This is a genomic window from Bordetella flabilis, assembly GCF_001676725.1.
Classification (GTDB): domain Bacteria; phylum Pseudomonadota; class Gammaproteobacteria; order Burkholderiales; family Burkholderiaceae_B; genus Bordetella_C; species Bordetella_C flabilis.
In genome coordinates this window covers 1,044,831-1,062,034 of the sequence record NZ_CP016172.1, presented here as the reverse complement: position 1 = coordinate 1,062,034, position 17,204 = coordinate 1,044,831, and the positions used below count along the sequence as shown (strand labels likewise).

The window sequence follows — 17,204 nt, the reverse complement described above, 5'->3', positions numbered from 1 at the left end:
GGGCCATGCAAAATCTTCCAGCAGCCCGCACCACCGAGCGAAGCAGCAAGCACCCTCCCACCATCCCGCCGCAATCGCTCCTACGATCCAGCACCCGTCGCAAGCCCACACCGCGTAAGCGCCCGCGCGGCCCGCTGGGGGCCGTGCGGGCACGGGCATTGCAAACTCTTCCACCCCCCACCGCGCTAGATCGAAGCGGCAAAAACACAACCGGTCGCGGCAACCGTGGATTCAAGACGCCGGAGTCCGGCGAGGGGGGCGCCTGTCGGGGACGGCACGTAGAGGGCGAACGAGCGGATGCTGAAGGAAGGCGTGCCGGCAACCCATCAAGAAGAAACCCGCCACCGATCGGCCGCCGGACGAAGCGAGCGAAGTGGTCTGCGGCGCCCGGGCGCCGCAGCGCCCGACCGTGACGGCCCCGGCAGGCGCCCCCCTCGCCGGACGGCCCAGAACACAAACTCCCCCTAATACCCCCAAAAAAAAACACCCAGATCTAACCCGCCACATCCCCCGCCCATGGTTCGGCGGTCAGGCGGTCGGCGAGGTATTCGATGAGCGCCTGCACCCGCGCGGGCCGCCTGCGTCCCGGCGGCGTCACGATGTGCAGGGCAATCGGATCGACCTGCCAGTCCTCCATGACGATCTCCAGCGCGCCGGATTGCAGGTCCTCCCAGGCCAGGAATTCCGGCTGCAGCGCCAGCCCCAGGCCCGCCCGCAGCGCCGGCGTCAGGGCTTCGGCGTTGTTCACGTTCAGGTTCACCGGCAAGGTCTGGGAAAACTCGCCCTGTTTGTCGTGCCGGAAGCGCCAGCTCGATCCATTGCGCGCATACATGTATTGCAGGGCGGTGTGCTGCGCCAGATCCCGTGGATGCCTGGGCCGCCCCGCCCGCTCGAAATACGCGGGCGCACCGACCAGCAGGATGCGAACTGAGCACAGGCGGCGGGCCAGGAGCGTCGAATCGACCAGATTCGCGATACGCAAGGCGAGATCGAAACGCTCCGACACCAGGTCCACCTGCTTGTCGTTGAAGTCGACCTCCAGGCCGACATCGGGATGCGCTCGCATGAAGTCCGGCAGCATGGGCGCCAGGTGGGAGAGGCCGAACGACATGGGCGCCGCGAGCCTGATTCTTCCGTGCAGGCTGTTCGATTTCTCGGTGATCTCGGCTTCGACGGCTTCGCCTTCTTCGAGAATGCGGGCGGCGCGTTCCAGCGCCGCGTAGCCGGCTTCGGTCAGCGACATGCTGCGTGAAGTCCGATGGAACAACGTGGCCTTCATGCGGGTTTCCAGGCGCGTAATGGCCTTGGACACCGTGGCCTGGGACAGAGAAAACCCGGCCGCCGCCTTGGCGAACGAGCCTGTTTCGGCGACCTTGGCGAAGATCGCCCAGCCTTCCAGATCCGGCAACGCTTTCATTTCATTTCTCCAACGAGACCGTGGCGATGATAGCGACTGGCTATAGGAGGGACAAGATCGCCGTTGGCCATAGCAATCTCCACGGTCTGTCCGCATTCATTCCAACCATATAAGAAATGGAAAGGATGCAATTCTTTTCAGCTGGTTCTCAAGCGAACTGCCGGTCTCTAACATCCGAACCAGATGCAGCGTGTGCGGAAGGTTCGAGCGGCCCTTCTCTTGCACGCGGTAGCCGATGCAAGCCGGCCCGGCTCGCGGAGCATACCGAATCCCACTTCAGCCGCAACCGCCGATTACTTCCTTGAAAGCGAGATCAGCCATGTCCAGCAAATACCTCGAAGTCCTGACCCCGCAGAACAGCCAGATCATCTTCATCGACCAGCAGCCCCAGATGGCGTTCGGCGTGCAGTCCATCGATCGCCAGACGCTGAAGAACAATGTGGTGGGGTTGGCCAAGGCCGCTCGCGTCTTCAATGTTCCGACCACCATCACCACGGTGGAGACCGACAGCTTCTCCGGCAACACGTTTCCCGAACTGCTGGCGGTGTTCCCCGAGAACAAAATCCTGGAACGCACCTCGATGAACTCGTGGGACGACCAGAACGTGCGCGACTCGCTGGCCGCCAACGGCCGCAAGAAGATTGTTGTCGCGGGCCTGTGGACGGAAGTCTGCAATACCACCTTCGCCCTGTGCGCCATGCTGGAAGGTGGCTATGAGATCTACATGGTGGCCGACGCCTCCGGCGGGACCTCGCTGGATGCGCACAAGTACGCCATGGACCGCATGGTGCAGGCAGGCGCCGTGCCGGTAACGTGGCAGCAAGTGCTGCTGGAATGGCAGCGCGACTGGGCTCGCACGGAAACCTACGATGCCGTCACCGCCATCGTCAAGGAGCACTCCGGCGCCTACGGCATGGGGATCGACTACGCCGTGACCCACGTCCACAAGCTGACCGAGCGCGTGCAGCATGGCGAACGCATCGGCCCCAACCCCGCGAAGGTGAAGTAAGTCCAGGACCGGAGTCCGCCACGTCGAGCGCTACGCTGATTCGACTGGAAACTCCGGCAGATTTTCCATCGAACACGGCGGGGAGCGCGGCGCATACCTTGCGCCGCGCCGGCGCGCCTCAGGAGAATCCCGTGCAGGACAAGACAACGAATTCCGCGCGGGGAAGTTTCGCGCCGTTGCGTCAATCCGTATTCGCCGTGCTTTGGGCGGCGACGGTATTGGGCAATGTGGGCAGTTTCATGCGCGATGTGGCCAGCTCCTGGCTGGTGACGGATCTATCGGCCAGTCCGACCGCCGTGGCGCTGATCCAGACCGCCGCGACATTGCCGATCTTCCTGCTCGCGATCCCGGCGGGTGTCCTTTCGGACATCCTGGATCGTCGCCGCTTTCTGATATTCGTCCAGCTTCTGCTCGCCGCCGTAAGCGGCTCCCTGCTGCTGCTGTCGCACTTCGGCGCATTGACGGTCGAATACCTGATCGCGCTGACCTTTGTCGGCGGCATCGGCGCGGCATTGATGGGGCCGACCTGGCAGTCCATCGTGCCCGAGCTGGTGCAGCGAGAGGATATCAAGAGCGCCGTCGCGCTTAACTCGCTGGGGATCAATATTGCACGCGCCATAGGCCCCGCGGCGGGCGGGCTGATCCTGGCCAGCTTCGGCGCGGCGGTCACGTATGGCATGGATGTGCTGAGCTATGTGGCCGTCATCGGTGCGCTGTTGTGGTGGAAGCGCCCCAGCGCCGTCCGCAGTCCGCTGTCCGAGAACTTCTTCGGCGCCTTCCGCGCGGGGTTGCGCTATACCCGGGCCAGCAAGGAACTGCACCGCGTGCTGCTGCGCGCGGCGGTGTTCTTCCTGTTCGCCAGCGCAGTCTGGGCGTTGCTGCCGCTGGTCGCGCGCCAGATGCTGGGAGGATCCTCGGGCTTCTACGGCGTGCTTCTGGGCGCCGTGGGCGCAGGCGCGATCGCCGGCGCGCTGATCATTCCGCGACTGGGCAAGCGGCTCGATTCGAACGGCCTGGTACTGCTGGCTTCGATGACCAGCGCCGCCGTCATGGCGGTCCTGGTATTCGCGCCGCCGAAATGGCTGGCGGTCCTGATGCTCGTATTCCTGGGCATGGGGTGGATCGCGGCGCTCACGACCTTCAACAGCGTGGCCCAGGCCATACTGCCCAACTGGGTGCGTGGGCGTGGCCTGGCGGTGTACCTGATGGTGTTCAACGGCGCGATGGCGGCCGGCAGCCTGGGCTGGGGCCTGATCGCGCGGGAAATCGGCGTGCCCTACGCGCTGGTCGCAAGCGCCGTCGGCCTGGTCGTGGTCTCGCTGCTGTTCCATCGAGCCCGCCTTCCGGTGGGCGAGGCAGACCTGCAGGCTTCGCATCATTGGCCGGAGCCCCTGGTGGCCGAACCGGTCAGCGGCGATCGCGGGCCGGTCCTGGTCCAGGTGGAGTACCGCATCCGGCAGCAGGATCGCCCCGCATTTCTCGATGCGATGAGGCGCCTGTCCGAGGAGCGGCTGCGCGATGGCGCATACGCCTGGGGCGTGGTCGAGCATACGGGCGATGCGGAACGCGTGGTCGAGTGGTTCTTCGTGGAATCCTGGGCCGAGCATCTGCGCCAACACCACCGGGTATCCCACGCCGATGCCGATATCCAGGCCGAGGCGCTGCGCCTGCACGTCGGCCCCGGCAAGCCGGAGGTGCACCATTTCCTGGCATTGACGCGATGACGCAGCGTGAGCCGCATCATCGAAGACCCGCCGCTGGCTTCATACACCCGATCCATCTCACCTGATCGCGTTGTGACGAGGTTCCCCATGATCGAGCGCCGTCCCTTTGCAACCCTGGGCCGGGCCCGCCAAGGCTGGCTCGACGCGAAACATCACTTTTCGTTCGCCGGGTACCAGGATCCCGAACGCATGCGCTGGGGCGCGCTGCGCGCATGGAATGACGAAACCATTGCGCCGGGCGCTGGCTTTCCTCCCCGCCTGCATACGGATATGGAGATCATCACCTGTGTCCGGAGCGGCGTGCTGACCCATGAGGACGACATGGGAAACCGTGGACGCACCACGGTCGGCGATGTGCAGGTCATGAGCGCCGGCAGCGGATTGACGCATGCCGAATTCAATATGGAAGAAGGCCCCGCCCGTGTCTTCGAGATCTGGATCGAGCCGGACCGCCGTGGATTTCCGCCGAGCTGGGGCAGGAAGTCGTTTCCGCGCGATGCATGCAAGGGCCGCTTCGTCACGCTGGCCAGCGGGATCGAGGGGGACGAAGACGCGCTGCCTATCCGCAGCGACACGCGGCTGCTCGCCGTTGCGCTCAAGGCCGGGGAAGCCGCCACCTATCGCTTCGCAAGCGGCAGGCGCCGGGGTTACCTCGTGGCGTCCAAGGGAAGGCTCATCGTCAACGATGTGGAGATCGACCAGGGAGACGGCGTCGCCATCCGGGACGAAGTGGATGTGCGCATCGTGGCCCTGGACGACGCCGAGGCGCTGCTGGCCGATACGCACGGTTGAACGACACCCAGGGCGCCGTCCTGCGCGCCCACCTTGGCCCCGCGTCGCCGGGCACTGAATATGAATCGACCCACCATGAAACAAGGCTGCTGACCATGAAGATCTACTTGCTTTCCCTGGGCGCCGGACTGCTGGTCGGCGTCGTCTATAGCCTTCTGCAGGTGCGGTCGCCCGCTCCGCCGCTGGTGGCGCTGATAGGCCTTCTGGGCATCCTGGTGGGCGAGCAGATCGTTCCGGTGGCCAGGCAGATGCTCGGCGGAACCGCGTTTTTCGCCGCCTGCGACAAGGAAAAGACGGTGAGCCATGTGTTCGGGCAATTGCCTGGCAGGCAGCCGGGAAACAAGGACCAAGGCTAACCCCCCATACGCCCAGGGAGAGATCACATGCCCACTCGCCGCCATCTTATCGGCGCCGCTTCCGCATTGGCGCTCAACACCATGTTGGGAGCAGGTGCCGCCGCCCGTCCTCAAGGAGAATCCGCTGTGTCCAACACTGTGCCAGATATCATTTTTCACAACGGCAGGATCACCACGCTGGACCGTTCCAATCCACTGGCCAGCGCGGTGGCCATCAAGGATGGAAAGTTCGTGGCGGTGGGCGACGACGCCGGGATCATGGCGCTGGCGGGCCCCGGCACCCGCGTCGTCGACCTGCAGCGCCGCGGGGTGCTGCCCGGCCTGTTCGACAACCACACCCACGTGGTGCGTGGCGGCCTGAACTACAACATGGAGCTGCGCTGGGACGGCGTGCGCTCGCTGGCCGACGCCATGGCCATGCTGAAGCGGCAGGTCGCCATTACGCCCGCGCCGCAATGGGTGCGCGTGGTCGGCGGCTTTACCGAGCACCAGTTCGCGGAGAAGCGCCTGCCCACGATAGAAGAAATCAACGCCATTGCGCCCGATACGCCGGTATTCCTGCTGCACCTGTACGACCGCGCTCTCCTCAACGCCGCGGCGCTGCGGGCGGTCGGCTATACGAAGACGACGCCCAACCCGCCTGGTGGAGAGATCATCCGCGACGCGCACGGCAATCCCACCGGGCTGCTGCTTGCCAGGCCCAACGCCACCATCCTTTACGCCACGCTGGCCAAGGGGCCGAAGCTGCCCTTCGACTATCAGGTCAACTCCACGCGCCATTTCATGCGCGAACTGAACCGCCTGGGCGTGACCGGCGTGATCGACGCCGGCGGCGGTTTCCAGAACTATCCGGACGACTACGCCGTCATCCAGAAGCTGGCCGATGAAGGCCGGATGACGGTGCGGCTGGCCTATAACCTCTTCACGCAGAAGCCCAAACAGGAGAAGGAAGACTTCCTCAAATGGACGTCCAGCGTGAAGTACAAGCAAGGCACCGACTACTTCCGCCACAACGGCGCCGGGGAGATGCTGGTGTTCTCGGCGGCCGATTTCGAGGACTTCCGGGTGGAGCGGCCGGACATGCCCACCGAAATGGAAGGCGAGCTGGAAGAGGTGGTGCGTGTCCTGGCGCAGAACAAGTGGCCTTGGCGATTGCATGCCACCTATGACGAAACGATCGCACGGGCCCTGGATGTGTTCGAGAAAGTGCATCGCGACACGCCATTGACCGGCCTGAACTGGTTCTTCGACCATGCGGAGACCATCTCGGACAAATCGATCGACCGCATCGCCGCCCTGGGCGGCGGCATCGCGGTACAGCACCGCATGGCCTATCAGGGCGAGTACTTCATCGAGCGCTATGGCGCGGCGGCCGCCGAGGCCACGCCGCCCATCGCCAAGATACTGGAGCGCGGGGTGAAGGTATCGGCGGGCACCGACGCCACCCGTGTCGCGTCCTATAACCCCTGGGTATCGCTGGCCTGGATGATCACCGGCAGGACGGTGGGCGGCACGCGCCTCTATCCCGCGCGCAACTGCCTGGACCGCGAGACGGCCCTGCGCATGTGGACCGAGAATGTGGCCTGGTTCTCCAACGAGGAAGGCAGGCGCGGCCGCATCGAGCCCGGCCAGCTCGCCGACTTCATCGTGCCCAGCAAGGACTACTTCAACTGCGCCGAGGACGATATCTCCTTCCTGACCTCCGACCTGACCGTGGTCGGCGGGCGCGTGGTCTACGGCGCCGGCGCGTTCGGAGCACTCGACGACAACTCCTTGCCGCCCGCCATGCCCGATTGGTCGCCCACGCGGCTGTTCGGCGGCTACGCCGCCTGGGGCGATCCGGACGGCGCCGGCCGCAATTCCCTGGGCTACCGCAAGCTGGCCGCCTGCGGATGCGCCAGCGCCTGCGGCCTGCACGGGCATGACCACGCCCGTGCCTGGGCGTCGCGCGCGCCGAGTTCGGACCTGCAGGGCTTTTTCGGCGCCCTGGGCTGCTCGTGCTGGGCTGTCTGAGGAGACCGGCTTGAGCGCGCCCTACCAATGGGAATGCCGGCTGGCCGACCTCGCCCGCCCGGTGTTCGGTTCTTCCGTACTGCGCCGGCTTGCCTGTCTGGGCCTGTGCGCCGCCTATCTCCAGGGCGGACTGGTCAAGCTCACCGACTTTCCTGGCGCGTTGCGCGAGATGGCGCATTTCGGCCTGTCCCCCGCGCCGCTATACGCCGTACTGGTGATCACGCTGGAACTGGTCGCGTCGGCGATGATCCTGGCCGGCCGCCTGCGTTGGCTGGGCGCGCTGGCGCTGGCCGCTTTCACGCTCGCGGCCACCGGCATCGCGCTGCGCTTCTGGGACATGCCGGCCGGCCAGGAACGGTTCATGGCCGCCAACGCCTTCTTCGAACATGTCGGCCTGGCGGGCGGACTGCTCCTGGTTGCGTGGATGGACCTGCAGGGTTCCGGCCGGCCCCCTGCCAAGCCATCCCCCTCGCGTTGAGCCCGTGCATGGCCATGCCTATGCGATCAGCTTGACCAGCGCCGGCACCGTCAGCACAGCCGTGTAGTAGCCCATGAACTGCACGCCCGTATTGAACGCGAAGGCCCGCGACAACAGGCCGCCCAGCAGCCCCATCGTCAGGATGACGAGCAGGCCCAGCAGCTGTCCTTCCCACACGCTGATCACCACGATCAGCCCGACGAAGGTGGCGATGATGGCCTCATGGCTGACCTTGCGCGACACGAACAGGGCCGCGCGGCGCGCATAGTTCATGGCGAAGGGATAGGAGACCAGGGAGGCGATGACCACCGCCAGCATGCCGTAGCCCAGGAATTCCCAGTGGTTCATCAGGTTGTGCAGGTTGTGCGTTTGGCCGGTCGCGCTGTCCACCGTGAAGCGCGGCGGCGCATTGAACAGCGGCGCGGCCGGCCCGGCGGCGACCGGACTCAGGGGCAGGCCGAAGGCGATCAGGGGGATCAGGGCTTCGGCGATATAGGTGGCTTCCGTGACGCCGTTGCGGGCGCTCAGCACCGTCGTGAGGCGGTGATAGGCATGGCGGACGCGCGCGCCGACCATTTCGCCCATGACTACCGTCATCGCGACCGGGCTGAACACGAAGGTCGCGCTGGAGATGGCCGCCGTGGCCAGCGTCCAGCGCGTCTGTGCGCGGTCCAGGACCTTGAAGGGGTTGGGGAAGTAGCCGGACCATCCCTTCACGTCGGGCGCCAGCGAAAGCGTATGCACCTTCTCGCGCGCCATCCGCTTGCGGCCCTGCGGCGACATGACGGCGAAGAGGTCGGCGATCAGCGGGCCGATGGCGATGCCCAGGAAATAGCTGATGCTGAGCTTGACGCCGTAGCGGGCGGTCAGGCTCTGCAGCGCGATGATCACCACCACGAAAGGAACCAGCAGCGCCACCGAAGCCCAGCGCCCGGCGGAGAAATAGGCGATCAGCACCGCGGCCGCCAGGAATATCCACGGCGCCGATCGCGTGATGGCCGGACCGAAGGGCGCCAGCAGCACGGCGAACAGCACCGCCAGCGGGACGGCGACGAAGGCGGCGATGATGGCACCGGAGATCATCTTGCGCAGGGCGATATGGGGCACGCCGAGCTTGCGCAGCATGTTGGCGTCCTGCAGCAGCGGCGTCGCCATGGTGTCGCCGGGAATGCCCAGCAGCGCCGTCGGCACGGCATGGGTCATATGCTTGGCCACCGCGCCCGCCAGGAAGAAGGTGAAGACGCCGGCGGGCGGGACGCCCAGCAGGGCCACGAGCAGCGTCAGGGGCGCAATGGTGGTGGTTTCATCGGTGCCCGAAATGAGGCCGATGGCGGCGAAGACCACCGCACCGACCAGGCCCATCGCGGCCGCGGCCAGGATCTGGTTCAACAACACGGGATCGCTCATGCCAGCGCCTCCTTGGCCTGCACCAGGCGCGTGCCGCGCGCCTCGGGCTGGCCCGCGAACAGTTCCTCCAGGCCCAGCTCGCGCAGTTCCTGCAAGGCGGCGGGCGGCAAGTCGGCCAGGGTGCCGAGCCCGCCGGGTTCGTTGGCCAGCTCGGCCAGCACTTCTTCACGCCAGGCGGGGTCGGCGAGCGAGGTGTCCTCGACGACTTCGCGCTTGGGCGGGAACAGGCGCGCACAGACCACGCCCGCGATCACGCTGCCCGCCAGGCCCGCCAGCATGGCATAGGCATGGGCGAGTTCCGTGGACGAGGCCAGGCCGCGCAGCCAGCGGCCTGCCGCGACGAAGGCCGCGACGCTGACGATGACGCCTATGACGATGGACCAGGCCAGGTGGCGCAGGTCGACGGTGTCGCTCCACACCTCCGCGAGCCGCCATGCGGGTTCGCGGTCCGGCGCGGCGCGGCGCCCGTATGGGCGGGGGTCTGTGTTCATGATGGTCTCCTCCCTCTGGTTGCGGCCGGTTATGGAAACGAACCACGCACCGGCCGTCGTTCTTCTGCTGTCGTCTCGGGTGATGGCGGGCCGGGCCGCCGATGCTACGCCTGCTCCCGCAGCGCCTTCAACAAGGCGATGGCGCGGTCCGTGCGCACGTCTTTTTCCTCGGCCATGCGCCGTGCGACGGTGTCCACTTCCTTGCCCGTCGCGCCCGCGGTCAGCGCGATATTGCGCGCATGCAGCGCCATGTGGCCGCGCTGTATGCCTTCCGTCGCCAGGGCGCGCAAGGCGCCCAGGTTCTGCGCCAGGCCGACGGCGACGGCGATTTCCGCCAGTTCCTGCGCCGAGCGCACGCCGAGGATTTTCAAGGCCACCCGCGCCAGGGGATGGGTCTTGGTGGCGCCCCCCACCAGCCCCATCGCCATGGGCATTTCGATGGACCCCACCAAGGCGCCCGATGCATCCTTCTCCCAGGCGGTCAGCGAGGTATAGCGTCCCGTGCGCGCGGCATAGGCATGGGCGCCCGCTTCGATCGCGCGCCAGTCGTTGCCGGTGGCGACGACGACCGGGTCAATGCCGTTCATGATTCCCTTGTTGTGCGTGGCGGCGCGATAAGGATCGACCGCGGCGAACGCCCAGGCATCGAGGATGCCTTCGATGATCTCCTCGCCGCTGCGTTCGCGGGTGGCGAGCACGGCGGGCGTCAGCCGGACGCGGGCGCGTGCGAGGCGCAGGTCCGCCAGATTGGACAGGATGCGCAGCCGCACCGAGCCGCCGCTGATTTCTTCCACCAGCGGGGCGACGGCCTCGGCCATGGTGTTGACGGTATTGGCCCCCATGGCGTCGCGCACGTCGACGATCAGGTGCACCACCGCCATCGCGCCGCGCGGCGTATCCGCGAATATATGGACCTCGATGTCGCGGCAGCCGCCCCCCAGTTCGACCAGCACCTTGTCCCGGCTATTGGCCAGCGCCAGGATGCGATCCTTCTCCCGCAGCAGGGCCAGCCGCGCGCCCTGGGGATCGGTCAGGCCCAGGATCTGTATCTGCGCGCGCATGACAGGCGCGGTGCTGGAAGTCTCGAAGCCGCCGCATGCGCGCGCCAGCTTCGCCATATAGGAGGCGGCGGCAACGACGGAGGGCTCTTCGACGGCCATGGGCACCAGGACGTCGCGGCCGTTCACCTGGAAATTGGCGGCCACGCCCATGGGCAATTCGAAGGTGCCGATGACGTTCTCGATCATGCCGTCGGCGCGATCCAGGGCCAGCGCGCCGGGGCGAGCCAGGGCAAGCCTTTCTTCCTCGCTCAGGCCAACGGCGCGGACGATGGCCTGCAGTCGTTCGGAAGGGGACAGGGCGCGGAAGTTGGACAGGCGCGAATCGACCACGATGCAAAGCTCCGTATTGGAATCAACGGGTCGATCCTAGGTAAACTGTACCGCCTTTGACAGGTACAGTTTGGGCCAACAGTACCATCGCACTGCACCAATTTCGAGGAGCGCCCGGCGTATCGTGGCCATGGACGACAGCAGGAAAACGGCCGGCCGGCGCGACGGGCGCACGCCGCGCGAGGCGCCCATCGCGGAGGGCCTGGCCCGCCTGATCGGGCAGCAGATCGCCAATGGGGTGTACCGCGCCGGCGACAAACTGCCATCGCTGCGCGAGGTGGCCCAGTTGCACCGCTACGCCAAGAACACGGTCGTGGTCGCCTTCGAGATACTGGTGGCCCAGGGCCTGGTCGAGCCGCGGCGCGGCTCGGGGTTCTACGTCGTGGACCGTCACGAAGCGCGCAAGCCGGTGGACGAAGAGTCGGGGCAGTTGAGCCGCGCCATGGACATCGTGTGGCTGATGCGCGAGCAGCTCAAGACGCAGCCTGACGCGGTCGCCGTCGGCGACGGTTTTCCGCCGGTGCAATGGCTGGCGGATATGCGCATGGACCGCTATCACCAGAAGGTGGTGCGCACCGGGCTGGGCAGCCTGTTCCGCTATGGCAGCCGCTACGGCTACGCGCCGCTGCGGGAAAGCCTGGTGCGCAAGCTCGGCGACATCGGCGTAAACGCCTCGACCGCCCAGCTGGTGCTGACGCATGGCGCGAACGAAGCCATGGACCTGGTGATCCGCTATTTCGTGGCGCCGGGCGCCGCCGTGCTGGTGGACGATCCCGGCTATTACCCGCTGTTCGGCAAGCTGAAACTGGCGGGCGCGCGGATGCTGGGCGTGCCGCGCCTGCCGGACGGCCCGGACCTCGCGGTGCTGGAGCGCCTGCTGGCGCGCGACAGGCCGCGCCTATTTTTCACGCAGTCGCTGGCGCACAATCCCACCGGGTCGGACATCTCGCCGGCCAAGGCCTACCGCGTGCTGCAGCTATGCCAGGCCCATGGCGCGATGGTGGTGGAAAACGATCCGCTGGCGGATTTCAAGCCGACTTCGGCGGTGCGCCTGGCCGCGCTGGACCAGCTGGCGGGCACCCTCTATATCGGCAGCTTTTCCAAGTCGTTTTCGGCGGCGCTACGTGTAGGATTCATCGCCTGCGACACCGCGCTGGCGAGCGACCTGGCCGACCTGAAGGCGCTGGTGCATGTCAGCAGTTCGGAATACTGCGAGCGCATGGTAGACGTCATGCTGCGGGACGGCCATTACGAGCGTCACTTGTTCCGCTTGCGCCGCCGGCTGGAGGCGGCGACCGCGCAGGCGCTGCAAGTGCTCGATGACCTGGGCGCCGACGTGTTCGCGCGTCCGGCCAGTTCGCTCTACCTGTGGCCGACCTTCCCCGGCATCGAGGATACGGTAGGGCTGGCGCGCGAACTGATGCCGGAGAAAATCCTGCTTGCGCCGGGACGCATATTCAGCGTGGATGCCGACAAGGTATCGGCGCGGTCGCGCTGCAATGTCGGCGCGCTCGCGGACGAACGGTTCGGTACCGCGCTACGCGCGCGACTGCGCTGACGGAATTACGGCGGCCCTGGGCCGGCGCCAAGGCGGCGTCATGGCGGCATCATGGCGGCGTAACGGTGGGGTAATGGCGTGGTCATGGCGGGGTAACGGCGGCAAGGGTTGTGTTGGTGCAGCGTTACAGTGACCCTGCCGTCCCCTTTCCGCACAGCGCCCGGATCGCCTCGGTCAACCGGTCGATCTCGTCGTCCGTGGTCAGATAGCTGACCGAGGCCCGCGCCACTTCCTTCAATCCGCGCGCCTGCATATCCAGCGGCGTATATCGCACGCCATTGCTGCTGATCGAAATACCCCCACGCGCCAGCTCCGCCTGCACCGCGCCCGCTTCCCAACCGACCACGGCGAAAGACACCAGCCCGGAGCGTTCGCGCCCCTGATCCAGCACCGCCACGCCCGGCAGGCCGGCCAGTTGTTCGCGCACCGCGCGTGCATTGCGATCGACACGCGCGCGGATGTTGTCAAGCCCGATATCGAGTGCTTCGCGCAAGGCCTGGGCCAGCCCGCAACGCAAGGCCATGGCGGTTTCCGCCGGCTCGAAGCGGGCCGCGCTATCCACCAGGGCCGGCGCGCCCTCATCGTCCAATGGGGCCGAATGGGCGTCCACCACCGCCGGCGTCAGGCGATGCAGGAAATCCTGGCGCACGTACAGCAGGCCCGTCCCGCGCGGGCCCCGCAATGCCTTGCGGCCCGCGCCGCTCAGCACATCGCATCCCAGCGCCGCGACGTCGATGGGTAGCTGGCCCACCGCCTGCGCCGCATCCACGAAATACGGGATGCCATGGCGGCGCGCCACCGCGCCCACCTGTGCCGCCGGATTGATCAGCCCGCCGTTGGCCGGCAGCCAGGTCAAGGCGATCAGCTTCACCCGGGCGTCCAGCATGTCTTCCAGCGCGCGCGCATCCACCGCCCCGCTCGGGTCGGAAGGAATCGCCTCGATGGACGCGCCGGCGCGTCCGGCCGCGATGCGCATCGCCGCGATATTGCCGCCCCACTCGTGCCGCCCGACCAGGATGCGGTCGCCCGGGCGCCACGGCCCCAGGGCCGCGAAGGCCCCGCTCCAGCCGCTCGAATTGCCTGTCGTCAGGGCGATTTCCGCGGGGCGCGCGCCCAGCAGGCGCGCCGCCAGCGTGCGCGCCGCTTCGGTCTGCTCGCGCGCCGCCACGCCGGCTTCCATGGGCCCCATCGTGGCTTCGCGCTCCAGGTGCGCCTGCACCGCCGCGAGCGTCGCGCCGGACGGCAGCGACGCGCCGGCATGGTTGAAATGAACGGTGGTGCGCACGCCCGGCGTGCGCGCGCGCAGGTCGGCGACACTGGCGTCGGTCAGGGGAGCAAAGGCGGTCATTCCATTCATGCCGGATCGGCCCATGTGGCGTTACGCGCGACGGCGCGAAGGGTCCTATCCTATCCGGTGGCGGCCGCAAAGACCAATCCACGCCTGGCGTGGAAGGTCATTCGTGCGGTCGCCGGCTACCGGCCAGCGGCTGCACACCGCGCAGTTCGTCGCAGCCACCTGCGCGTTCCAGATGCTGCCGCAGCGCTGCCGCCGGCCGGCAGTCCCGGAACGCCAGGCGCCGGCGGGCACAGCGGGTTCGCGCCCAGGCTGAACGCGTGCATCAAGCGCCCGCCCGCCTTGGCGGACCACCGTTCTCGTATTCAATCCACCTTGGCATGCGAGCGCTTGACCACCGCCTCCCAGCGCGGTACTTCGCTGTCGACGAAGGCAGCGAAAGTCGCGGCCGAACCGCTCACTTTCTCCGATCCCAGCTCGGCCAGCTTGCCCGCGACCTCGGGAGACGCCAGCGCGGCGTCGACCGCGGCGTTCAGGCGGGTCACCAGCGCATCGCTGGTCCCGGCCGGCGCGAATACCCCATACCAGTTGGTAATGACGAAGTCCTTGAAGCCGGCCTCGGTCATGGTCGGAATGTCGGTATATCCCTCGGCGCGCGTCGCGCCCGTCGTGGCCAGCGGCACCACCCTGCCTGCCTTGGCCTGCGGCGACAAGGCCGCCGTGGTCTCGAAGGCCATCTGGACCTGGCCCCCGACCACGTCCATCATGGCCGGCGCCTGGCCCTTGTAGGGGATATGCAGGATGTCCGTGCCGGTGGCCAGCTTGAACAACTCGCCGGCCAGGTGCTGCGGACTGCCGCTGCCGCCCGAAGCGAAGCTGTAGGGCGTCGAGCCGCTGCGCAGCAATTTGACCAGCTCCGGCAGCGTCCTGGCCGGAACCTTGGGGTTCACGTACAGCACCAGCGGCATGGCCGCCACTTCGGCCACCGGACGCAAGGCTTTGACCGGATCCAGCCGCAGCGCATACAGGTTGCGGTTGATCACCACGCCCGTGTTGTTGCCCAACAGTACCGTGCAACCGTCGGGATGCGCCCGCGCCACGTACTCCGTGCCGATATTGCTGCTCGCGCCGCCGCGGTTCTCGACGATGACGGGAAGGTCCAGCGACTTCTGCAACGACGGCGCGATCAGCCGCGCCAGGATGTCCGTCGTGCCGCCCGGGGGATAGGGCGAGACGATTTTCAGGTTCTGGCAGGGATAGGGCTCGGCATGCGCGGGCGAGGCCGCGCCGACGGCAACGGCGGCGATGGCGAAGGCCAGCAGGCGCCGGGCCGGGCCGGGGAATCGTACTTTCATGGGTCTCCTCCTGTATTTCTAGTAGGGAACGCCGCCGCTCAGCGGCCGCGCCGCTGCAGGACGTGATAGTGATGGGCTTCGCGGGCCTGTGTCAGGCTCATGCCGGCGCGCACGCTGTCGACGATGGCTTGCTCGGCGTCGCGGGTACCGAGCGCCACGGCCAGGACTTCGTCCTCGCGTTCGCGCGGGACCACGACGATGCCGTCGCTATCGCCGATCAGGATATCGCCGGGCCGCACGCGCACGTCGCCCAGGCTGACCGGGCCGTTCACCTCGTCCACCTGGACGCGGTCCTTGCCGGTGCGCATGAAGCGCCCGCGGCTGAACAATGGATACTGGAATTGCGCGGCGGCATCCGCGTCGCGGCAGACGCCGTTGATGACCGTGCCGCCGATGCCGCGCCGCGACGCGACTTCGGTCAGGATGCCGCCCCATACCGTGCAGTCGACGCGGCCGCCGTTGTCCAGCACCACCACGGCGCCCGCGGGCACATGGTCGATATAGTCGCCCACGGTGCCCGGATCGATATCGACAGGGGTATAGCGCACCGTATAGGCGCGTCCCAGCAGGCTGTGCGCCGCGCCGACCGGCGCGAGGCCCAGCGCACTGCCAGGCAGGTTCAGGCGATCCAGCGCATCGGAGACCTCGGCGGTGGACAGCCCGGCATAGGAAGCGGGTATGGGAAGGCTCACGGCCGGGACGCAATGCGCGTCGGACGAGGATGGGCTCATTGGTTTCGCTGCGTGGCAAATGGATGCGGCCATCCTACGCAAGGGCCGTTGCCCGGTCCAAGACAAGTACCCTATCGTTCCATAGCGATTTGCTTATAGTGGGACGGTGGCGGCGGTAGCCGCCGCGCGAGGGCGCAGGGACCGGGTGATGCGGCGATTCAAGGGTCGGGGTTCGGAGCTCCGGGCTCCGGGCTCGGGGACCCGGGGCTCGGGACCGGGGCCGCGGGCTCAGGGCAGCAGCACCGCCAGGAAATCGCGCAAGGCCGGCGATGGATCGCCAGTGCGATAGGTGGCCGTCAAGGTCGTCAACGCCGATGCGCTGCTCCCGGCCAGCGACAGGTAGACGACATCCGCGCGCCCATGCCGGGCCACCGATTCGCCCACCAGCGTCACCCCCAGGCCGGCCGCCACCAGCGCGATCGCGGTCTGTATCTCGTAGGCCTGGTGCACGACCTTCGGGGTAAAGCCGGCGTCCCGGCACAGGCCTTCCACCAGGCGGGGGAACTGAGCGTTGGGGTATTTGGGATAGAAAACGAAGGGCGCGTCGGCCAGGTCCTGGATGCGCAGCCGGCGCGCCGAGGCCAGCGCATGGTCCGCCGGCACGGCGGCCATCAGCTTTTCCTGCAGCAGGACGCGCGTGGTGCATCCGTCCACCGGCTGCGCCTGCCTGCCGATGCCGACGTGGATGCGCTGCTCCCGCAGCGCGGGAGCGTGCTCCTCGGTAAGCATCTCGTAGAGCTTGAGCTCGATACCGGGATGCGCCGCGCTGAACCGCTTCAGCGCCGGCGGCAGCACGCTGTACATGGCCGAGCGGGTAAACCCGATGCCCAGCCACCCGCGCACGCCCTGCCCGATATCGCGGGCGGCCCCGGAGGCCTGCTCGTACTGCGACAGGATCTGCCGCGCCTCGGCGAAGAAATACGTGCCGGCCTCGGTCAGGCGCATCGGCCGGCTGCTGCGGTCGATCAGGGCCGCCCCCAGCCGTTCCTCCAGCGCGCGTATCTGCTGGCTCAGCGCGGGCTGGGCCACGTGCAGGCGCCGCGCGGCGCGCGTGAAATTCAGTTCTTCGGCCAACACCACAAAAAACTGCAGATGCCGTAGATTCAAGACCGGGCCCGTCCGTAATAGCAGCCTGACGTTGTACCCGAGCGGCCGGCGGCGAAGCAACAAGCCCCGATGCGGACGCCT

15 protein-coding genes are annotated in these 17,204 nt (G+C 67.4%); 7 read left to right on the top strand and 8 right to left on the bottom strand.

Annotation, left to right across the window (positions count from 1 at the left end; translation table 11 throughout):
• Positions 1-493: 493 nt before the first annotated feature.
• Positions 494-1,417, bottom strand: coding sequence for a LysR family transcriptional regulator (locus tag BAU07_RS04690; RefSeq protein ID WP_066654548.1), 924 nt, complete (start codon positions 1,415-1,417; stop codon positions 494-496).
• Positions 1,418-1,736: 319 nt separating this feature from the next.
• Between BAU07_RS04690 and BAU07_RS04685 the strand changes: the two genes are divergently transcribed.
• From BAU07_RS04685 to BAU07_RS04660, 6 genes are all read left to right on the top strand, one after another.
• Positions 1,737-2,426 carry a hydrolase gene (locus tag BAU07_RS04685; protein ID WP_066654546.1) on the top strand — a complete coding sequence of 230 codons (690 nt, stop codon included), beginning with the start codon at positions 1,737-1,739 and terminating at the stop codon, positions 2,424-2,426.
• A gap of 131 nt (positions 2,427-2,557) precedes the next feature.
• Positions 2,558-4,150 carry an MFS transporter gene (locus tag BAU07_RS04680; protein WP_066654544.1) on the top strand — a complete coding sequence of 531 codons (1,593 nt, stop codon included), beginning with the start codon at positions 2,558-2,560 and terminating at the stop codon, positions 4,148-4,150.
• An 87-nt stretch (positions 4,151-4,237) separates the two neighbouring features.
• Positions 4,238-4,942: a pirin family protein gene (locus tag BAU07_RS04675; protein ID WP_066654542.1), complete on the top strand. Its 705-nt coding sequence runs from the start codon at positions 4,238-4,240 to the stop codon at positions 4,940-4,942.
• 95 nt (positions 4,943-5,037) lie between these two features.
• Positions 5,038-5,298: a XapX domain-containing protein gene (locus BAU07_RS04670; RefSeq protein ID WP_066664840.1), complete on the top strand. Its 261-nt coding sequence runs from the start codon at positions 5,038-5,040 to the stop codon at positions 5,296-5,298.
• Between the two features lie 81 nt (positions 5,299-5,379).
• Positions 5,380-7,311 (top strand): amidohydrolase, encoded by a 1,932-nt coding sequence (locus tag BAU07_RS04665; protein ID WP_198168917.1) that lies wholly within the window; start codon positions 5,380-5,382, stop codon positions 7,309-7,311.
• Between the two features lie 10 nt (positions 7,312-7,321).
• Positions 7,322-7,789: a DoxX family protein gene (locus BAU07_RS04660; protein WP_066654538.1), complete on the top strand. Its 468-nt coding sequence runs from the start codon at positions 7,322-7,324 to the stop codon at positions 7,787-7,789.
• Between the two features lie 18 nt (positions 7,790-7,807).
• On the opposite strand, the gene BAU07_RS04655 is transcribed toward BAU07_RS04660, so the two are convergent.
• The 3 genes from BAU07_RS04655 to BAU07_RS04645 all read right to left on the bottom strand — a co-directional run bounded on the left by BAU07_RS04655 (position 7,808) and on the right by BAU07_RS04645 (position 11,081).
• Entirely contained in the window at positions 7,808-9,196 is a 1,389-nt protein-coding gene (locus BAU07_RS04655; protein WP_066654536.1) for a tripartite tricarboxylate transporter permease, read from the bottom strand.
• Positions 9,193-9,687, bottom strand: a complete 495-nt coding sequence (locus BAU07_RS04650; protein WP_066654535.1) for a hypothetical protein — start codon at positions 9,685-9,687, stop codon at positions 9,193-9,195. The genes BAU07_RS04655 and BAU07_RS04650 overlap by 4 nt, the downstream gene beginning before the upstream one ends.
• Before the next feature lie 104 nt (positions 9,688-9,791).
• Positions 9,792-11,081 (bottom strand): hydroxymethylglutaryl-CoA reductase, degradative, encoded by a 1,290-nt coding sequence (locus BAU07_RS04645; protein WP_066654533.1) that lies wholly within the window; start codon positions 11,079-11,081, stop codon positions 9,792-9,794.
• A 127-nt stretch (positions 11,082-11,208) separates the two neighbouring features.
• On the opposite strand from BAU07_RS04645, the gene BAU07_RS04640 reads away from it, so the two are divergent.
• Entirely contained in the window at positions 11,209-12,636 is a 1,428-nt protein-coding gene (locus tag BAU07_RS04640) for an aminotransferase-like domain-containing protein (protein ID WP_066654532.1), read from the top strand.
• A gap of 124 nt (positions 12,637-12,760) precedes the next feature.
• Here BAU07_RS04640 and BAU07_RS04635 read toward each other — a convergent pair whose 3' ends face one another.
• The 4 genes from BAU07_RS04635 to BAU07_RS04620 all read right to left on the bottom strand — a co-directional run bounded on the left by BAU07_RS04635 (position 12,761) and on the right by BAU07_RS04620 (position 17,123).
• A complete protein-coding gene (locus tag BAU07_RS04635; protein WP_415830415.1) occupies positions 12,761-13,993 on the bottom strand; it encodes an aminotransferase class V-fold PLP-dependent enzyme in 1,233 nt (410 codons plus the stop codon).
• 302 nt (positions 13,994-14,295) lie between these two features.
• Positions 14,296-15,285 carry a Bug family tripartite tricarboxylate transporter substrate binding protein gene (locus BAU07_RS04630; RefSeq protein WP_066654530.1) on the bottom strand — a complete coding sequence of 330 codons (990 nt, stop codon included), beginning with the start codon at positions 15,283-15,285 and terminating at the stop codon, positions 14,296-14,298.
• A gap of 38 nt (positions 15,286-15,323) precedes the next feature.
• A complete protein-coding gene (locus BAU07_RS04625) occupies positions 15,324-15,977 on the bottom strand; it encodes an RraA family protein (RefSeq protein ID WP_232338248.1) in 654 nt (217 codons plus the stop codon).
• A 267-nt stretch (positions 15,978-16,244) separates the two neighbouring features.
• The gene (locus tag BAU07_RS04620) at positions 16,245-17,123 is read right to left on the bottom strand and encodes a LysR family transcriptional regulator (RefSeq protein WP_066654529.1); all 879 of its coding nucleotides are present in this window, start codon (positions 17,121-17,123) and stop codon (positions 16,245-16,247) included.
• Positions 17,124-17,204: the final 81 nt, after the last annotated feature.